Source organism: Hyphomicrobium sulfonivorans, assembly GCF_013306565.1.
GTDB classification, from domain to species: Bacteria; Pseudomonadota; Alphaproteobacteria; order Rhizobiales; family Hyphomicrobiaceae; genus Hyphomicrobium_A; species Hyphomicrobium_A sulfonivorans.
On sequence record NZ_PZPO01000002.1, the window covers coordinates 27,404 to 46,131 of the forward strand.

The following is an 18,728-nucleotide window of genomic DNA, read 5'->3' on the forward strand; positions in this document are numbered from 1 at the left end:
CTTGCAGGCGAGCCATGGCCTGAGTTCATGCCTTGGTGATCTGTCCAGGATCGCTGCAGAACCACAAAAAACGAAAGCAGTCTTTTGATGAAGCCGCTTAAGTCCGCTCCCCCAGCTTCAGCCACAGCCACCGACAACCCTGATAAGCTTGGCGCAACTGCAAGCGGCGGAATTTCTGTCGGCGAATTTATCGCTCTGATCGCGGTGATGATGTCGCTGACGGCGATGGCGGTGGATGTGATGCTGCCGGCCTTGCCGCAGATCGGCGACGCGCTGGGGGTTACGGATCCAAACACGCGGCAGGATATCGTCATCATCTACATGCTGGGGTTTGCTGTTGGCCAGCTTGTGTATGGCCGCCTGTCTGACCGCTATGGCCGCAAGCCTGTGCTGATGGTGGGCATGGGCATTTTCGTAGTGGGGTCGTTAGCCGCCTCGTTCGCGTCCGGTTTCACGCTGCTGCTGCTGGCGCGTCTGGTTCAGGGGGTGGGTGCTGCCGCGCCGCGTGTGCTTGCAATCGCTATCGTGCGTGATCGGTTTTCCGGTCGTGAGATGGCGCGCGTCATGTCGTTCGCGATGGCTTTGTTCATCATAATTCCGGTGCTCGCGCCGGGGATGGGTCAAGGTGTTCTGACCATCGGTTCGTGGCGTAATATTTTCGACCTGCTGTTAGCTTCGGGTGCTGCTGTTGCGTTGTGGGCCGCGCTGAGGTTGCCAGAAACGGCGCCGCTGACGGAAGAACCTGTGCCGTTCGGCCGTTCGATCCGGATGGTGTTGGAAGATTGGCAAACCTTCGGATACGCGCTCGCCAGCGGGCTCATTTTCGGCTGCGTTCTGGCGTACGTTGCTTCGGCGCAGCAGGTGTTCGTTGACATCTACCAACTCGGCGCAGCATTTCCGCTGGCGTTCGGCGCTATCGCATTGGCAATCGGCACGGCATCGCTTGTAAACGCCAGATGGGTCGAGCGCCTTGGTATGCGCCGTGTTTCGCACGCGGCGCTCATCGGCTTCACGTTGCTGGCGCTTGTGCTGCTTGCCTTGGCGAAGCTTGGCGTCGCCGACATCGTGGTGTTCGCGGTGATGATGGCGGCGCTGTTCTTTTTGTTCGGGCTGGTGGCGCCAAACTTCAATGCATTGGCAATGGAACCGCAGGGCGACAACGCCGGTATGGCATCGTCCATCGTTGGCTTTCTGTCGACTGCGGCAGGAGCGGCAGCGGGCGCGGTGATCGGCCATGCCTTCGACGGATCGATAGTTCCGCTGGCAACAGGCTTCGTCGCGCTGGGCGCCATGGCGCTTATTCTTGTTGTCTGGGTGGAAGGCGTGCGCGGCCTGTTCCGGCACGGCGGCTGAGCGCTGTTCGCTTTGAGCAATAAAAAAGGGGAACCCTGTGAAGGCTCCCCGATTTGCTTGCTGGTTCGTTGAGCGATCGATCAGCGTCCCCAGTCGAACTTGTAGACGATCTCGCTGGTAGCGGTGCCGACAACCGGATCGAACTGCAATTCGAACACCGGGCTGATGCCCGTTTCCAGACGCGCCTTCTTGCCGTAATCGGCAAAGCGCGCTTCGGTGCGCCAGAACCAGCCGTCGCGCATCGCAACTTCCAATCCGCCACCGATGAACCAGCCGCCGGCGCTGTAGCCGTGCAATTGTGCGCCCGGCAGTTGATCGCCCGTGTAGCTGTTATGCAGCGGCGCGCCGTCGAAGTGAGTGTGCGTGTAACCAACGCTCAAGTAATTCAGGACGTCCGGCGTCATCAGCCAGCCAAGGCGCGCGCCGACGGCCCATGTTGAATCGTTGCTGGTTTTCGCGGTGGTGAATACCGCGTCGTTGGTTCGGCCCTGAATGTCGGAGAAGGCGTAGTTGACCAGCACGCCACCGACGATGCGGTTTGAGAGCTGATAATCGTATCCCAGGCCGACCTGCCCCAGCCAGCCTTTGCCGGAATGATCCGTCTTGGCGCACGATACGCAGCGACCGCCGTCGTGTGTCGTGGTCGATGCGCTCCACATGCCGTATCCGACGCCGGCGTTGGCGTAAAAGCCCGTCCATCGGGTGACTTCCACAAGTGCGGGCGCGCTGTCAGATGGCTGATAACCGTCGGCACTGGCAACCTGGGAGGCAGCCATTGAGCTAGCCGCGATAACAACTAAAGCAAATTGCCGACGCATCTGTGTCTCCAAAATTCATCCGCCATTGGACGATGCCCAAACGCTGGCGATTCTCGATTGGAGTCGATGGGAGGGAGCAACCATAGTTGGGGGCTAAGTTTGCTCGGCAAGCGCCTTGGAAAAATTTGGTTTGAAAAGCAGAGCCTTCGTCCGAAGCGTAAAGGTGTGGATGCGGGCGACAAGCGGGCAAGATGCGGACCCGCCGCAGAACGCGCTGCCACCGAAACTCCGCGCGCTTGATCCACGCGAATCGATCTCGCCTAGAAAGCGGAGAGATGGCATTAAATTGCGGACGGCATTTGTACCGGATCGCGATCCTGACCACGCTCGCGCTTCGCTGGCATTGCACGGTATCGCTGCTGACTGCCGCGTTCGTCTGGCGGGTGGGCAACATTCGCAATGTCGCGTAATTTCGAGCTCTGGCGTTTCAACGGTTAACTGACGAGGCAAGCGCGTGGCGAGGGATCACGACGGCGGCGATTGTGTTGATCCGGTCATCGTCTGGTTTCGCGACGATCTTCGCCTCGCTGACAATCCTGCGCTTCACGCTGCGGCACAATCGGGGCGGCCTCTCATATGCCTGTTCGTTTATCAGACAGACGATGCCATCAGGCCGCTTGGCGGGGCCGCCCGCTGGTGGCTGCACGGTTCGTTGCTGGAACTTGACCGCGCCCTGCGCGCCATGGGCGGCGAGCTTCTTCTGTTTTCCGGATCCGCGGCCGAATTGATTCCTCATCTCGCCGGAGTCTTCCAGGCGCATTCCGTCTTCTGGAACCGAAGATACGGCGCAGCGGAGCGCAAAGTCGACGAAGGCATCAAGTCGAAGCTGAAGGCTTCAGGCATCGAGGCAAAAAGCTTCAACGGCCATCTGCTTTACGAGCCCTGGACAGTGGCCACTAAGAGCAACGCTCCTTTTCGCGTGTTCTCGGCATTCTGGCGCGCCGCGCTGGCTACCGGCGAGCCTGGCTCACCCTTGCCGACGCCGTCCCGACCGGACTTTTCCAGCGGCTTAAATGCAAGCGGTGTTGGAACAACCAAACTCACCGACCTCCGTCTCGAGCCGAGGGCGCCAGACTGGGCAAAGGGGCTGCGCGCTAACTGGCAGCATGGCGAAGCGGGCGCACAAAAACGCCTGGATGAATTTCTCGACGAAGGGTTCTCAAGCTACGCTGTTGCAAGGGATCGACCTGACCGGTCCGCCACATCCCGGCTTTCTCCCTATCTGCGCTTCGGCAACATCTCCGTTCGCCAGGTTTGGCACGCGGTTGCCGACCACGCGATACAATCGGGATCGGCCGGGCGCGCATTCGAGAAGTTTCAGTCCGAACTCGGCTGGCGCGAATTTTCCTACCATCTTCTCTATCACAACCCGGATATGGCTGAGCGCAATCTCCAGCCCAAGTTCGATAACATGCCGTGGCGCGACGACCGCGACGCGCTCAAGGCTTGGCAACGGGGCATGACCGGCTATCCGCTAGTGGATGCGGGAATGCGCGAACTATGGGCGACGGGCTGGATGCACAACCGTGTGCGCATGGTCGTGGCCTCGTTTCTGATCAAAGACCTTTTGATCGACTGGCGTAACGGCGAGGCCTGGTTCTGGGATACGCTCGTCGATGCCGATGCCGCAAACAATGCTGCAAGCTGGCAATGGGTCGCCGGATCGGGGGCCGACGCGGCACCTTTCTTCCGGATCTTCAACCCTGTGCTGCAAGGCGAAAAATTCGATCCGGACGGCGCCTACGTTCGCCGTTGGGTGCCGGAGCTGGCAAAGCTGCCGAATAGTATCATCCATCGCCCCTGGGAGGCGGCAAAGAAGGACTTGCTTGGAATGGATAGCCCCGGCGTCAACTACCCGGCGCGCATCGTCGATCACCGGTTGGCGCGCGAGCGGGCCCTTGCGGCATTTAGAAGTCTCGCGTGACGACTGCTAACTAGTCGCGTGGCGACGAGTTGAAGGACGGCGGTGCTTGCTTCAGATATCAAAACTCAAGAAGCATGTCCCAGCGATCCAAACCTGGCCCGTAACCGTCTTTCACCACTGCTTCGGCGCGAAACCCGAAACGAGCGTAAAAGTCCCTCGTGTGTTGACTTGTGTCCAGCTTCACCCGTTTTACGCCGCCTTCCGCTCTGACAGCGTTCAACCGTGCTTCCGTCAACAACCGGCCGATGCCGTTTCCTTGAAGGTTGTGATCGACCATGCCCCAACAAAGGGCTGCCGTTTCTCCCCCGGTCTCGACCATGTGTCCTCCGCAGGCGACCACGATGTGATCGCGCTCGACGACCAAGTATGTTTTTCCCGGGAGCCGCTCAAGGAAAGCTGCAAAATCTTGGCGCTCCGAAGCTGCGAAGAAGCGTGGGACATTGCCATCGAACAAGCGCAAGCAAGCAGCCATGTCAGAGCCGGCGTAAGGTCGAATAATGTTCATGTGAAGCATCTAGTGCGGCCTTCGTTTTAGGAGTGGCCTATTTCGGTCCACGATCTGTTGGCTAGGCGTATTCGCCGAGCTGGAAGCCACTTTGGCCGAGGATTCGCAAGCGTTTGAGTGGCAGGCCGAGCCGTGATTACAGACGGCTCTGGGAAGAAGCCGGGGTTAAAAAGCTGCCCACCTTCCTCATCACACGGCGTTCGGGAAGTGCTCGACATGAGTCGCCGCCGTGCGCCCAAAATAGACCACACGGCGCCCGGAAAAGGAGACGATGTAGCCGGCGCAACCAGCGGCTTTCACCTTCTCGCAAAATCCCTTGTAGGTGTAACCGGCTGCCCCGCTCTGGGCCTCGAGGATCGCCGCCTTGACGGCCTCGCCAAGAAACTCGGCCGCCACCGTCTCATCATCGGGCGGCAAGGGGAGTTCGATGCTGTCGCCATTGGGAAGATAATAAGCGCATGCCTCGCGACGATAATCGACGGTGTATCCCTCAAAACCTGCGGCGACCAGCGCTCCGACGACGGCAGGAAAATCCATCGTCGCATCGTATGCCGCGGCTAGGGATGCTTTGGCAGTTGTCGCCTGTTGCTCATTCATAATCTCCTCCTTGGCTGGTCAGTGTCATTCCGATCAATCGACCGGGGTATGATTCAGGCCATGGCGCTTGGCGATTTTTTCCAAAGCTCGCCGTAGCGCCGCCTGTTCTTCTGAGCTCAGCACGCCGAAAAACGATTCGTCGTTGGCGTCGGCCAATCTCGCCAGTTTGGGAACAAGCGCTCTTCCTTTCCCGGACAGCCGGAGCGTATGAGCCCTGCCATCGTCGAGGTTGTCGCTCCTCTCAATCAGGCGCTTGGCCAGCAATCGGTCGGAGAGCTTGCTGATCGCTCCGCGCGTCATACCCATGACGGTCGCGAGCTTGCTGGGAGCAAGTTCATCAACATCGAAAAGCGCCCGCAAAAAAAACCACTCCGCAACCGTCACCTCTTCCGCCTCCAGCCTGCGCGCGAACGCAGTCGAGACATTGTTTGAGACCAGTCTCAGCCAATAGCCGAGGTGATCGGTCAGTTCGGACACGGAAGTCTTTCGAGCCATCGTTCCTCACGTAAGTTTACATGGAAACTATATCGCCAAACAACTTTCCTTGTCAACTACATCGGCGACACGCCTGCGGCGAGGCAAAGGCCGACTTCCGCCCGGATCACGATTTGATTGATGCTATGCTGCGGTCAAATGGCCGTGTGGCGCACCCGATAGGATTCGAACCTATGACCTCTGCCTTCGGAGGGCAGCACTCTATCCAGCTGAGCTACGGGTGCTTACACCGCGTTTGATAGCGCATTCGCGGGGTGCGGGCAAACCCGCAGACGCCCCGGTCCGACCGTTTTGCGTGCGCTTCTTCGTCTCCGTTTCAGCACCGGAACTCGCCGCGGAAGGCCTGCACGGGCCGCAGTAAAGACGGCACCGGGCAGATATTGCGCATGTTTTGCAATGGCTTCGCGCGTCAGGAAGCCAGTGCGACATGGCGTTGCGGGCGCGGATCTCGGCCTATGCCATCCCCATATGAGTGGTGCGCGCGGGCTGACCCGGCGGGACCGGGGCCCTATAGTTGGCGCTTGAAGCCGGGGCTCAAGATCAGATCCATGACCGAACCGCAAAACAACGCCGCCAAGGCCGCAGTATGCAGCGTGCCTGCGGGCGAGCCGACGCCGATCATCAAGGGTAGCCATGTCTACCTCGTCGATGGCTCCGGCTATATTTTCCGGGCTTTCCACGCCCTGCCGCCGCTGACGCGTCCATCGGATGGGCTGCCGGTCGGCGCGGTGCATGGCTTCTGCGCCATGCTGTGGAAGCTGCTGCGCGAGTCCAAGGCTGCCGAAGCGCCGACCCATATGGCGGTGATCTTCGACGCTTCGCGCGATAACTATCGTAACGAGATATATCAGGCGTATAAGGCGAACCGCCCGCCGGCGCCGGAAGAGCTGGTGCCGCAGTTTCCGCTGATCCGCGATGCGGTGCGCGCGTTCAATGTCGCGTGTCTTGAGATGGAAGGCTTCGAGGCCGACGACCTGATCGCGACCTATACGCGGCAGGTGGTTGCGGCCGGTGGCGACGTGACGATTGTCTCATCCGACAAGGATCTGATGCAACTCATCCAGCCGGGCGTCGTGATGTTCGACGCTATGAAGAACAAGAAGCTGGGCCGCGATGAGGTGATCGAGAAGTTCGGTGTGCCGCCGGAGCTGGTGGTGGATGTGCAGTCGCTCGCGGGTGACTCGGTCGACAACGTTCCCGGTGTGCCAGGCATCGGCATCAAGACGGCGGCGGAACTCATCAACGAATACGGCGACCTCGATGCGTTGCTGGAGCGCGCGAGCGAGATCAAGCAGCCGAAGCGCCGCGAGCGGCTGACGGAATTTGCCGATCAGGCGCGTGTTTCGCGCGAGCTGGTGCGGCTGAAGGACGATGTGCCGGATCTCATTTCCGCCGACGCGCTGGGCGTGCAGGATCCTGATCCGGCGCCGCTACTCAATTTCCTGCGCGAGATGGAATTCAACACGCTGACGCGACGCATCGCCGATGCGCTGGGCACCGAGCCACCGGCACCGGTCGCCGTTTCTGTTGGCAGCACGGTTGCGACGAAGCGGAAAGCCGGTGCGGTTTCGGATGGTGCTGATAGCGCTGCGGGCGATGCGGAAGCGCCGGTTGCGGAATCACCCGCTGCGGGCGCGGAGCTGCTTGCCGCGGCAGCGCGTGCTCCGTTCGATCGCTCCAAGTATAAAACGATCACGACGCGTGAAGATCTGGAAGCGTGGGTGACGCGCGCCTATGAAACCGGACGCGTTGCGTTCGATACCGAGACGACTTCGCTCGATCCGATGCAGGCAGAGCTTGTGGGAGTGTCGCTCGCGGTTGCGCCGGGCGAGGCGTGTTACATTCCGCTGGCCCATCGCGCCAGCGCCGACAGTTTCGATTTCGGCAGCCATGACGGTATCGAGCAGCTTTCAACCGTTGAAGCGTTGGCGCTGCTGAAGCCGCTGCTGGAAGATGCCTCGATCCTGAAGATCGGCCAGAACGTGAAATACGATCTGAACGTGCTGGCGCAGCATGGCATCGCGGTGACGCCGATCGACGACACGATGCTGATGTCGTACGCGCTGGATGCGGGCAAGGGTTCGCACGGCATGGACGACTTGGCGCTGCGCCATCTCGGCCATGTGTGCATGACGTTCGATCAGGTCGTTGCGACGCTGCCGGGAAAGAAAAAATCCGAACGCACGTTTGCGCAGGCACCGCTGGATAGAGCGACGGAGTATGCGGCCGAAGATGCGGATGTGACGCTGCGTCTGTGGCTGGTGCTGAAGCCGCGCCTTGCGGCCGAGCGCGTCGCCACCGTGTATGAAACGCTGGAGCGTCCGCTCATTTCCGTCATCGCGGGCATGGAGCGCGAAGGCATCCGCGTCGATGGCGGGATACTTTCGCGTCTGTCGTCCACGTTCGCGCAGGCAAGCGCGCGGCTTGAGGAAGAAGTGAACGGCCTCGTCGGCCACAAGTTCAATCTCGCTTCGCCGCGCCAGCTTGGCGAACTGCTGTTCGACCGGCTGCAACTGCCGGGCGGCAAGCGCACCAAGAGCGGCCAGTGGGAAACGCGCGCCGGGCTGCTGGACGATCTGGCGGCGAATGAAGATCTGCCGGACGATGCGCGCCGGCTGATCAACACGATGCTGGAGTGGCGCCAGATGACCAAGCTGCGCTCGACCTACACCGACGCGCTGCCGGGCTATGTGCATATGCGCACCGAACGCATCCACACCAGCTATTCGTTGGCGGCGACGACGACGGGGCGGCTGGCTTCATCCGAGCCCAACCTGCAGAACATTCCGATCCGCACCCGCGAGGGCCGCGAGATCCGCACCGCGTTCATTGCCGAACCGGGCCGGCAGCTTATCTCTGCCGACTACAGCCAGATCGAGTTGCGCGTGCTGGCGCATGTTGCCGACATCCCGCAGCTTCGCAAGGCGTTCGACGACGGCCTCGACATTCACGCGATGACGGCGTCGGAGATGTTCGGCGTGCCGGTGGAGGGAATGCCGAGCGAAGTGCGCCGCCGCGCGAAGGCGATCAACTTCGGCATCATCTACGGCATCTCTGCGTTCGGGCTCGCCAATCAGCTTGGCATCTCGCGCGAGGAAGCCGCGGCGTACATTAAAACGTACTTCGAGCGCTTCCCCGGCATCCGCGCCTACATGGACGAGACCAAGCGTGTTGCGCATGAGCGCGGGTTCGTGGAGACGATCTTCGGCCGCCGCATTCACTATCCGGAGATCAACACCAAGAACCCGTCGATGCGCGGTTTTCTGGAGCGCGCGGCGATCAATGCGCCGATCCAGGGCTCGGCTGCCGACATCATCCGCCGTGCAATGGCGCGCATGCCGACGGCGCTAGAAGAAGCGGGGCTGAAGACGGCGAAGATGCTGCTGCAGGTGCACGACGAACTGGTGTTCGAGGTGGCGGATGCGGAGGTTCCGGCGACACTGGCGACGGTGAAGCGCGTGATGGAAGGCGCGGCGCTGCCGGTGGTGAAGCTCGCTGTGCCGATCCAGGTGGATGCCAAGGCGGCCGAAAACTGGGAAGCGGCGCATTAGTGCGGGTTAGTGCCTCCGCACCGGCGGCCGGCTCCGCGCAGCGGAGTCGCCGGTGCGAAAGAACAATCACGGCGGCCGGCTACCCGGAGGGGTGTCGCCGGTGCGGATAAAGCGATCAAATCGGCATCAGCCGCGCTTATGCGGCCTTCAACTAAAAGCGATTGGCGCTTATCCGTCTGATGGCTGCATAATCGGCGCAGTCGGGCGAATGGGCGCTCGACTCTAGTGGAGGAATACACATGAAAGTTTGGACCAAGCCCGCAGTTCGCGAGCAGGAAGTTGGCCTTGAGGTCACCTCGTACATGCCCGCAGAGATCGACATCATCTAATGTCGATTTCACCGTCATCTGACGGAGCAGACGGCGGCCCTTCGGGGCCGCCGTCTGTTTATGGGCTTGAGTAACGTGAAATCTGCGAACCGGATTGGGCCAATGGCGCCGGCAGAAGGCCTGGCTGACAGCTGGGAGTGCGGCGCCGCGATGCTCCGTATCCGGATCAGCGGTCGTCGGTGACGTCGCCGATACCGGGATCGGACACGACATCTGCGCTGCGGACATAAAGGACCGAGCCGTCCTCGCGCTCCGCTTTCATGTATTTGTTGAAGCCTAACCCAAATTCCGGCTGCTCCAGCAGGCGTTCGCCGGAAAACAGGACGATGCAACCTTTCGGCGCCTGATCTTCGCGCCGTATGTCTGCGGGCGCTTCGTCGACATCAATCAGCGTCTGACGTTCATAGCACGCGAGCACGTTGCCGGACTTCACCATCCAGACGCTGTTGGCGTGGGCCGCGGCAGTGAGCGTGCAAAGAGCGAGCGGGATGATGGCCGCTCGCACAAGGTTTGTGTGTTTCAGGCGCTGCATGGCTGGCCAATCAGACCGGAGAGACTGCAAGCGCCGGATGGTGCACGCGGCGGGCCGTGCGCTCCGTTGGCGTTGAACCGCGCTCATATTCAACCGTGCGGATGAACTCGCGAATGCGCGGCTGAATTTCGGTGCGCCAGCGCGTGCCGTTGAACACGCCGTAGTGGCCGACACCCTCCTGCATGTAATGCAGCTTCATGTCGGCAGGGATATTCTCGCACAGGTCATGCGCGGCCTGCGTCTGGCCGATGCCGGTAATGTCGTCGCGCTCGCCCTCGATAGTCATCAGCGCGGTGTCGCGGATCTCCGAACAGTCGACCCGCATATCCCGATGCATCATCGTGCCTTGCGGCAGGGCGTGATCCTGGAACACCGTCTTCACGGTCTGCAGATAGAACTCCGCCGTCAGATCCATCACCGAGAGATATTCGTCGTAGAAGGTCTGGTGCTGCTTGACGCTGTCGCAGTCGCCCTGAACGAGATTCTTGAACAGATCGACGTGCGCATTCATGTGGCGCTCAAGGTTCATTGTCATGAACCCGGTGAGCTGCATGAAGCCCGGATACACGGGGCGCATGAAGCCCGCATGCGGGAATGGCACCGTCGAGATAACGTTCTTCTCGAACCACTCAATCGAGCGATCTTCAGCCAGCTTATTGACCGCAGTCGGATTGCGCCGCGTGTCGATGGGGCCGCCCATCAGGATCATCGATGCGGGCTGGCACGGATCGTCCGTTGCCGCCATGTGGGCAACGGCGGCCAGTGTCGGCACCGCGGGCTGACACACGCCCATGATGTGCGTATCGGGGCCGATCACGCGCATAAACGACACCAGATGGTCGATGAAATCGTCGAGATCGAAGCGGCCCATCGCCAGCGGGATGTCGCGGCAATCGATCCAGTCGGTGATGTAGACCTCGTGCTCGGGCAGCATCGCCTGTACGGTGCCGCGCAGCAGCGTTGCATAGTGGCCGGACATCGGCGCCACGATCAGCACCTTCGGGTCGTAGCGGCGGCCGGTGAGCGCGTTCTCCTCACGCTCGAAGTGCAGCAGGTTGCAAAACGGCGTCGATGCCACAACATGCTCCCGCACGGACACCTCAACACCGCCGACGTGCGTTGTCTTGAGGCCGAAAGCGGGCTTGCCGTAGCGTCGCGTGATGTTCTCGAACACTTCGCAGGCGGCTGAGAGATGCTTGCCGTACGGCGTGGCGGCGAACGGGTTGAACGGCCAGTCGAGCGCACTGCGCAGTCCGCTTACGCCGAAGCGCATCGGAGAAAGGACAGCGTGGGCTAGCTCATAGGCGTAGTAGTGCATCGCCGGGCCTCCTGCTGCAGTGCAGCGTCATTTCAGAGCTCCGCATGTCTCACGACATGGAATATGCATTTTAGAAAAGCATCACACTGGAGCTACTGCCAAGCGAAAATCATATAAGTTTTTTGTAGCCATGCTGTTTCTTTTCAGACACTTCCCGCAGCGCGGTGATATGGCGCTGGTACAACCGAGGGTGATGGGCGCCAGCGTCGCACCGCGCGGCCGCATCCCAAAAGTGCCGTTTAATTGTGGTTTTGTGCGCTGCCCGATCGGATTGCTGCGTTCGCTGCATCCGCTTTCGACAAGCCAACAGAGGCCAATATGACGAACACCAGGCCGCCCGGCAGGGGCTCCCCGCAACATCCGCAGCGACCGGTTTATCCGGCTAATCCGCGTGGACAACAGGCCTACGGTGCGAACCTGCCCCATGGTTTTGCGGGTGAGCGGCGCCCGATACAGCCTCCGCCGCCCCGTCGCGGCTCGCCGATTCGCTCGCTGGTGATCTTCGGCGGCCTGGCTTTGGTGGTGGTTGGCGGAGGCGCGGCGGCGTTTCTAGCCATGTCGCCCCCGACGGATCTGCTGCAGCGGGAGATCATCGCGGCCGTGAAGCGCGAGACCGGCCGCGATCTGGTGATCGGCGGCGGCGCTTCCTTCACCCTGTTCCCCTCGGCCGGCGTGCGCCTTAACGATGTCAGCCTGTCGCCGCCTCCCGGTATGGAGGGCGAGCCGCTGGTGCGGATGACGAGTTTTGACGTCGGCGTGCGCCTTCTGCCGTTGCTCAGCCAGCAGGTGGTGGTGGATCGGGTCGAGCTGAACAATCCGGTTTTCGTGTTGCGCGTTGATGCCGATGGGCGCCGTAGCTGGGATATGGCGGCCGTTTCCGGGCATGACGTACCCGCGTTGCCGGGCTCGGAAGGGCGGCGGCTGCGGTTCGGCGGCCCTCTGATGCGCAGCGGCGGCCTGATGGATCTGATTGTCAGCCCGGCGCACGCGGCTGCCCCCGGCCCAGCGGCGATATCGCTGAACGAGATCGTTATTCATAATGGTGCCCTGCGCTATCAGGACGACCGCAACGGCGCCTGGGGTCGGTTCGATGGGCTGAACGCGCACTTCTCGATGCCGGCCATGGATGCGCCGCTTACCGGTTCCGGCCTGCTGATGGCCGACGGCGAGAAGTTTTCATTCAAGTCGCAGTTGACCACTCCGGCTGATCTGGCGGCCCAGAAGCCGGCCAAGCTGGCGCTTTCGATTTCCGGCACGCCGCTCAGCCTTACTTATGATGGCACGGTTGGCGGTGAGCAGGGTGCGGGCAGCATCGTCGCCAGTTCGCCTTCACTGTCGGCCTTTGCCAACTGGTGGAGCAACGGCAACGCTAAGCTACCGCCGCAGCTGGCATCCGGCGAAGTAACCTTCAGCGCCAACATGAATGCCAATCCGCGAGGCGTGGCGTTCTCAGCGATTGATTTTAAGGCCGGCCCGGCGACCGCCAAGGGGTCGGCGAGCTTTGCTGATCGCGCAGGCGAGCGGCCGTTGATTAACGCCGATCTGGCGGTTTCCGGGCTGGACTTCGCAGTGCTCTCCCTCGCAGCGGATCTGCGCCAGACTGGCAGCGGTGCAGCTCGCGCCGCCGCGCCACGGCCGACACCGCTAAGCTTTGATGACTTGCTTGGGCCGGGCGAGAAAGCCGGCGAAGAGCAGGGCTCGCCGCAGTCCATTGAGGAACTGCTTAATGCGCCGCATCCGGGGCCCCGCGTGCAAGGCTATACGCGCCGGGCAGGCTGGAGCGACGAGCCGATCGATATTAAGGCGCTGGGGCTTGCGGACGCGAATGTGCGGCTGGCGCTGGCGAACGTCACTTATAAGGAGACACGCATCGACCGTGCCCAGGTAAACATATCGGTCCGCGATATGGTGGCGAAGGTTAATCTGGCCGACGCACAGCTCTATGGCGGCACGGGTAAGGGCGTGATCACGCTGGATGCCTCATCTCCGAAGCCGGCGTTTTCATCCAATATCGATCTGGCGGGTGTCGATGCCGGTCCGATGCTGCGCGATGCGGCGGAAGTGGATTGGGTGAGCGGCCGGGCGAATGTGGCCTGGAATGTTTCGGGCACCGGCAACACCGAGGCGGCGCTGGTGGCCTCGCTCAACGGAACTTCGCAGGCTTCGATCCGTGACGGCGCGGTGGCCGGCTTCGACATCGGTAGCGCCCTGGGAGCGCTGGCCAACGGCAGTGTGCCCAATCTTGAGCGCGATCCATCGCGGCGGACACCGTTCCGCTCGCTGACCGGCACGTTCACCATCAGCAATGGCGTCGCCAGCAACAACGATCTGCAACTCGACAGCCCGCACGTTCATGCCAGCGGCGATGGCACGGTGAACCTGTCGCAGCGAACGCTCGACTACACGCTGCGCCCGAAGCTGGTGGCGAATCTGGGTGGCGATGGCGGCGAACGCAATGCGCTGGGCATTGAGGTTCCGGTGCGCATTACCGGCCCGCTGGATGAGCCGCGATTCGCCCCCGATATCGCCGGCGCGCTGAACAGTCAGGGCACTGTCGACGCGGTAAAGGAGATCGGCCGCCAGCTCAAAGGAAAGAACGCCGGCGAAGTGGTGAAGGACCTGTTCGGCAAGGAAGAGGGCGGGGGTCCGTCTAAGGCCGAAAAACTGCTCGAAGGGCTCTTTGGCAAGAAGTGAGCCTCTCATGAGCCATATGGGTGGAAAGGGCCTAAAACAGGCCTCTAAATGGCTTTTTTGACCACTGAGCTTTACAGGCGAAACTGCGACATAGAATTTTTCGATTAGAGGCAAAATTTCGCTTGCGTAGGGGGGGGGTTGGCCTCATATGACCCCTCTCCGTTCGTCCACCTGCCCCTAAGGTCGAGGTTTTCCAGAACCCCCAAGGTAAGGAGCGGACGGGTCACCTCTATCTGCTGGTTGGGGAGGGTCATATGGCCTTTAATGACACCCTCTTCCAATTGGGGATGGACTTGACTCGTTCAAGCACCGCCCAAGAGGAAGATCATCGTGTGCCTGCGCCTGTTGTAGCGCACGACGATAGGAAAGACTATTTCATCGAGCGTGACGGTATCCGCTACGCAGGAACTCACCTTCTGGTGGACCTGTTCGGTGGTCGTCGTTTCGATGACATCGAGCACATTGCAAGCACGCTCAAGCGTTGCGCGGACGCAGCGGGGGCAACCCTTCTGCACACGCATCTGCACCACTTCTCGCCGCAGGGCGGAGTGGCGGGTGTTGCCGTTCTGGCGGAGAGCCACATCTCCATTCACAGCTGGCCCGAGGCTGATTATGCAGCCCTCGACGTCTTCATGTGTGGGAATGCTCAGCCGGAAAAGTGCATCGAGATCCTGCGCGAAGCCTTCAGCGTCCGTGAAGTCGTGGTGAAAACCCACCATCGCGGCACTGAGCTGGAAGACCGTAAGTGGCAGGCTGTCCGGCCCAAGCTGGCTCCTGTACAGATGAAGAGCGCGAGGCGATCGAAGCGCGCAGCCTGACGGCTGTCTGCTCGGATTGGCCCTCCCCGCTCTTCCGGCCTTGTTTCTGCCTTGTCCTTGGGCGACGCAGCGGTGAAAATACCGCTGTGTCGCCTTGGATTCGGGTGGGTGGCCAAGCGCAGGGGACGATGGTCGTGATTCGCGCTCTCCTTATCGCCGTATTGTGCGCGCTGTTCAGCGCGCCTGTTCTGCTGCGCGTGCCTGTTGCTTCAGCGCAGGAACCGGGGCTCGGCGGCAGCTTCATCACGCCGTTCCCAAGCAATGATATTTATCAGGTCCAGGTTGTGGGCGACTGGCTGGCCGAAGGTCTGCTGGGCGGTCTCACGGGCACGTTCAACGGTGGCCCGGGCGTTTCGATCTCGCGCCGCCGCTACCCGTTGATGGGGCTGATGAGCCGTGGCGCCGCCTCTGAGCTGGCGTCGCTTGAGCAGACCTTTTCCAGCGATCCCAGCCATATCGCCATTGTTATGCTGGGCGTGCAGGATCGCTACAGCCTCAATCGCACCCGCAGCACCGCCGGGCTCGAGGAATGGCGTGCCAGCTATGGTGGCCAGGTCGACCGGCTGATGAAAATGCTGAAGCGCAGCAATCGCGCGGTTTATTGGGTCGGACTGCCGAATATGCGCCGCTGGCAGGACAACGAGCGGGCGCAGCGCATCAACGACGTGATCCGCGAGCGCGCCTATATCAACGGCGTCCGCTACATCGATGCGTATGCCAGCTTCCTGGATGAAGGCGGCGGCTATAGCGATTGGGGTCCGGATATCACCGGCAAAAGCGGCCGTCTGCGCGACCGGGACGGCGTACATTTCACCCAGGCGGGCTATCTCAAGCTGGCGCACTTTGTTGAGCGCGAACTTAAGCGCGACGTGGCGCAGGCACGGAACGAGCGCGCCATTCCGCTGGCGGGCGATGAGGCGGAGCAGTCCAGGGTCAACCCGGACAAGGCTCGTCTGCAGGCGGAAAGCGCCAAGGCTGAGGCGCGGGCGAAGTTGGCAAAGGGCGGTGCAAGCGGCAGTCAGCTGCTGGCAGCCGCCGCTGACGATGGCGCGCGCGATCAGAAGCAGGAGACAGGCAAGGTCGATCTCCGGGTGACAGGTTCGGACGGCACCGAGCAGGTGGTGACGGTTGAGATCATCCGACCGGCCATTTCGGCCTCGGTGATTGCTCTGGTCACCCGCAAGCGCAGTGACGACAAGGCCACGCATATGGGCGACGTACTGGTGGATCAGATCCCCGGCGGTCTGACCGTAATGAGCTCCATCGTTCCGCCGCGTGGAATGGATGGCACGCGCCGTCGTCTGTCTCCGACGCAGAGCCCTTATTTCCGCGTGCTGGAGCGCGGCGAGCGGTTGCAGGCCAAGCCCGGACGGGCTGATGAATTTGTCTGGCCGCGCCCACAGTTCACCGCCGAATTGCGCGGCATTGGCGATGAACCGCCGCCGATGGCTGTTGTGCCAGGCGACGGCGCCACCGGCAGCGCTGGGCGCTGATCCGATAAAATTGCCTAGCTCCTCCTGCTGCCTTTAAACTGCCCGAAGCGGAGCCGCCTGCGAGCAAGCTGCGTTTTCCCGGCGTAGGCCGAGATCCACGTAAGCGCCCGGAAGGACGCGGCTGGCAAGATATCCAGACCATAGACGCGCACCACTTCAGCCGACTCGAGGGTTGAAGCTGGCGAGGGTGCCGATGAATGTAACCGCCAAGCGTGCCGCGCCGCCCATTCTTCTGTACCCGAAGCGCATGCGCAGAATGGCGTCGATCCCGACCAATGTCGGGATGAGGGTAGGGGAACTTGAGCGGGTGAGGGATCAGCGCACAACAATCAGCGCTGGCGGCCGGCTGTGCGGAGCATTGTCGGCAGCTCTACAAGAAAGCGCCAGCGGCCGGCTCCGCTGCGGTGACGCCGGTACGAGAGTTCTATTATGCACCGGCGGCCGGCTCTCCGAAGGAGAGACGCCAGCGCATCAAACAACCACGGCCGGCTCCCCGGACGGGAGTCGCCGGTGCAAAAGAGAGAAAACAATGGCGGCACACAGGCAGACTGCCCCCGCAGTTGTAACATTGCCTGCGGCCGCCACTGTCTCCGCGGCCCTGCCGGTGGCCGGACCGCGAAGCTGAACCGTTGCCGTGTCGCGCGGGCGAATTTCCCGCCGCGTTTCGTTGGCCCTAACGGCCAGCAGCATCCATCCACGGGGCCGCATGGATGGCGGCGGCAGCCGGAGCGAAACATCGTCCCGGCGCCGTGTGCCATCGCCTCAGCGCGGCAGCGTGCTCGTGCCCATCAGGAACGTGTCGATCGACTGCGCTGCCTGACGTCCCTCGCGGATCGCCCACACCACCAGCGACTGGCCGCGCCGGATGTCGCCGGCTGCGAACACCTTCGGCTGGCCGGGCACGCGGTAGTCGCGCTCGTTGGCGTCGATGCCCTTGAAGCGGCCGCGCGGAATGATCGGCAGGCTGAGGTCGCTGACAACGTCATCTTCCAGCGGGCCGGAGAAGCCCATTGCGAACAGCACGAGGTCGGCGGGCAGTTCGGCTTCGGTGCCGGGAATGGGCTGCATGCGCGTATCAACTTGCACGTAATGCAGCTTCGTCACCTTGCCGTTCTCGCCCGAGAAGCCGGTGGTCGATACGGAGTATTCAACCGCAGCGCCTTCCGCCTGACTGGTGGAGATACGCAGCTTCAACGGCCAGTTCGGCCACGACAGCGCCTTGTCTTCGCGTACGGGCGGCTTGGGCATGATCTCAAGCTGCGTGACCGACTTCGCGCCCTGACGCAGCGACGTGCCGATGCAGTCCGATCCTGTGTCGCCACCACCGATGACGATGACGTGCTTGTCCGTGGCGAGGATGTCGCTCGGGTCGGTGATTGCAGGCGGGATCTCGCCGGAGACGCGGCGGTTCTGTTGCGGCAGGAAATCCATCGCGAAGTGCAGGCCCGCAAGCTCGCGCCCCGGCGTGCTGACGAAGAAATCGAACGGCCGTTCTGAACCGCCGGCCAGCAGCAGCGCGTCGTGCGTGTCGGCCAGCTCCTGCGTGGTGACGGTTTTGCCGACGTGCACGTTGCAATGGAACGTGACGCCTTCCGATTCCATCTGGCGCACGCGGCGGTCGATGACATCCTTCTCCATCTTGAAGTCGGGGATGCCATAGCGCAGCAAGCCGCCCGGTTTGGCGTGCTTTTCGTAGACGTGCACCTCGTGGCCGACGCGCGCGAGTTGCTGCGCAGCTGCCATGCCAGCGGGGCCAGAACCGACGATGGCGATGCGCTTGCCGGTGCGGCGCGCGGGCAGGTCTGGCGTCGTCCAGCCTTCCTCAAACGCACGGTCGGCGATGGCGCATTCGATGGTCTTGATAGCCACCGGAGAGTCGTCAATGTTCAGCGTGCACGCGGCCTCGCACGGCGCCGGACAGATGCGACCGGTGATCTCCGGGAAGTTGTTCGTGGAATGCAGGTTCAGCGCCGCCTGCTTCCAGTCGCCGTGGAAGACAAGGTCGTTCCAGTCGGGGATCTGGTTATTGACCGGGCAGCCGGTATGGCAATACGGCACGCCGCAATCCATGCAGCGCGCGGCCTGCGTCTTGGTTGCGCTTTCGCCCAACGGCTCGACGAATTCACCCCAATGCTTCAGCCGTTCGGCGACCGGCGCATACTTGCGCTCCATGCGCTCGAATTCGAGGAAGCCCGTTACCTTACCCATGATCCCGCTCCTTTGTGCGGTGCCGAGCCCTTCGGGCTTCAGGCAGCGATGCCGGGCTCTGCGCCCGATTGTTGTTAGCGCGTGTGCTTGCCG

General features: G+C 62.1%; 14 protein-coding genes and 1 tRNA gene. 7 read left to right on the forward strand and 8 right to left on the reverse strand.

Features of this window, described 5'->3' with window-relative positions; translation table 11 throughout:
• Positions 1-87 precede the first annotated feature (87 nt).
• Positions 88-1,353: a multidrug effflux MFS transporter gene (locus C6Y62_RS05275; protein WP_173953101.1), complete on the forward strand. Its 1,266-nt coding sequence runs from the start codon at positions 88-90 to the stop codon at positions 1,351-1,353.
• Positions 1,354-1,433: 80 nt separating this feature from the next.
• Here C6Y62_RS05275 and C6Y62_RS05280 read toward each other — a convergent pair whose 3' ends face one another.
• Positions 1,434-2,129, reverse strand: coding sequence for an outer membrane beta-barrel protein (locus C6Y62_RS05280; RefSeq protein WP_173953102.1), 696 nt, complete (start codon positions 2,127-2,129; stop codon positions 1,434-1,436).
• Between the two features lie 496 nt (positions 2,130-2,625).
• On the opposite strand from C6Y62_RS05280, the gene C6Y62_RS05285 reads away from it, so the two are divergent.
• The gene (locus C6Y62_RS05285; protein ID WP_173953103.1) at positions 2,626-4,095 is read left to right on the forward strand and encodes an FAD-binding domain-containing protein; all 1,470 of its coding nucleotides are present in this window, start codon (positions 2,626-2,628) and stop codon (positions 4,093-4,095) included.
• Between the two features lie 58 nt (positions 4,096-4,153).
• Here the strand turns inward: C6Y62_RS05285 and C6Y62_RS05290 are convergent, their stop codons facing one another.
• The 4 genes from C6Y62_RS05290 to C6Y62_RS05305 form a co-directional block, all read right to left on the reverse strand.
• Complete coding sequence (locus C6Y62_RS05290; RefSeq protein ID WP_173953104.1) at positions 4,154-4,600, reverse strand: GNAT family N-acetyltransferase; 447 nt, start codon at positions 4,598-4,600, stop codon at positions 4,154-4,156.
• 189 nt (positions 4,601-4,789) lie between these two features.
• Positions 4,790-5,197, reverse strand: a complete 408-nt coding sequence (locus tag C6Y62_RS05295; RefSeq protein ID WP_173953105.1) for a DUF1398 domain-containing protein — start codon at positions 5,195-5,197, stop codon at positions 4,790-4,792.
• A gap of 33 nt (positions 5,198-5,230) precedes the next feature.
• Positions 5,231-5,674 (reverse strand): MarR family winged helix-turn-helix transcriptional regulator, encoded by a 444-nt coding sequence (locus C6Y62_RS05300; RefSeq protein ID WP_338074325.1) that lies wholly within the window; start codon positions 5,672-5,674, stop codon positions 5,231-5,233.
• Positions 5,675-5,839: 165 nt separating this feature from the next.
• Positions 5,840-5,916 (reverse strand) — tRNA-Arg (locus C6Y62_RS05305).
• Positions 5,917-6,240: 324 nt separating this feature from the next.
• Between C6Y62_RS05305 and polA the strand changes: the two genes are divergently transcribed.
• Together polA and pqqA are read left to right on the forward strand one after the other, a co-directional pair.
• Complete coding sequence (gene polA / locus C6Y62_RS05310; protein WP_173953107.1) at positions 6,241-9,243, forward strand: DNA polymerase I; 3,003 nt, start codon at positions 6,241-6,243, stop codon at positions 9,241-9,243.
• A gap of 239 nt (positions 9,244-9,482) precedes the next feature.
• Positions 9,483-9,572 carry a pyrroloquinoline quinone precursor peptide PqqA gene (gene pqqA, locus C6Y62_RS05315; RefSeq protein WP_068459450.1) on the forward strand — a complete coding sequence of 30 codons (90 nt, stop codon included), beginning with the start codon at positions 9,483-9,485 and terminating at the stop codon, positions 9,570-9,572.
• 166 nt (positions 9,573-9,738) lie between these two features.
• Here the strand turns inward: pqqA and C6Y62_RS05320 are convergent, their stop codons facing one another.
• The gene (locus C6Y62_RS05320) at positions 9,739-10,104 is read right to left on the reverse strand and encodes a hypothetical protein (protein WP_173953108.1); all 366 of its coding nucleotides are present in this window, start codon (positions 10,102-10,104) and stop codon (positions 9,739-9,741) included.
• A gap of 10 nt (positions 10,105-10,114) precedes the next feature.
• Entirely contained in the window at positions 10,115-11,422 is a 1,308-nt protein-coding gene (locus tag C6Y62_RS05325) for a polyhydroxyalkanoate depolymerase (protein WP_173953109.1), read from the reverse strand.
• A 318-nt stretch (positions 11,423-11,740) separates the two neighbouring features.
• On the opposite strand from C6Y62_RS05325, the gene C6Y62_RS05330 reads away from it, so the two are divergent.
• The 3 genes from C6Y62_RS05330 (at position 11,741) to C6Y62_RS05340 (ending at position 16,427) form a co-directional block, all read left to right on the forward strand.
• Positions 11,741-14,116, forward strand: a complete 2,376-nt coding sequence (locus C6Y62_RS05330) for an AsmA family protein (protein WP_173953110.1) — start codon at positions 11,741-11,743, stop codon at positions 14,114-14,116.
• Positions 14,117-14,370: 254 nt separating this feature from the next.
• Complete coding sequence (gene speD, locus C6Y62_RS05335; RefSeq protein ID WP_068459391.1) at positions 14,371-14,934, forward strand: adenosylmethionine decarboxylase; 564 nt, start codon at positions 14,371-14,373, stop codon at positions 14,932-14,934.
• Between the two features lie 128 nt (positions 14,935-15,062).
• Positions 15,063-16,427 carry an SGNH/GDSL hydrolase family protein gene (locus tag C6Y62_RS05340; RefSeq protein ID WP_173953111.1) on the forward strand — a complete coding sequence of 455 codons (1,365 nt, stop codon included), beginning with the start codon at positions 15,063-15,065 and terminating at the stop codon, positions 16,425-16,427.
• 762 nt (positions 16,428-17,189) lie between these two features.
• On the opposite strand, the gene C6Y62_RS05345 is transcribed toward C6Y62_RS05340, so the two are convergent.
• Positions 17,190-18,635, reverse strand: a complete 1,446-nt coding sequence (locus tag C6Y62_RS05345; RefSeq protein ID WP_173953112.1) for a glutamate synthase subunit beta — start codon at positions 18,633-18,635, stop codon at positions 17,190-17,192.
• Between the last annotated feature and the right edge of the window lie 93 nt (positions 18,636-18,728).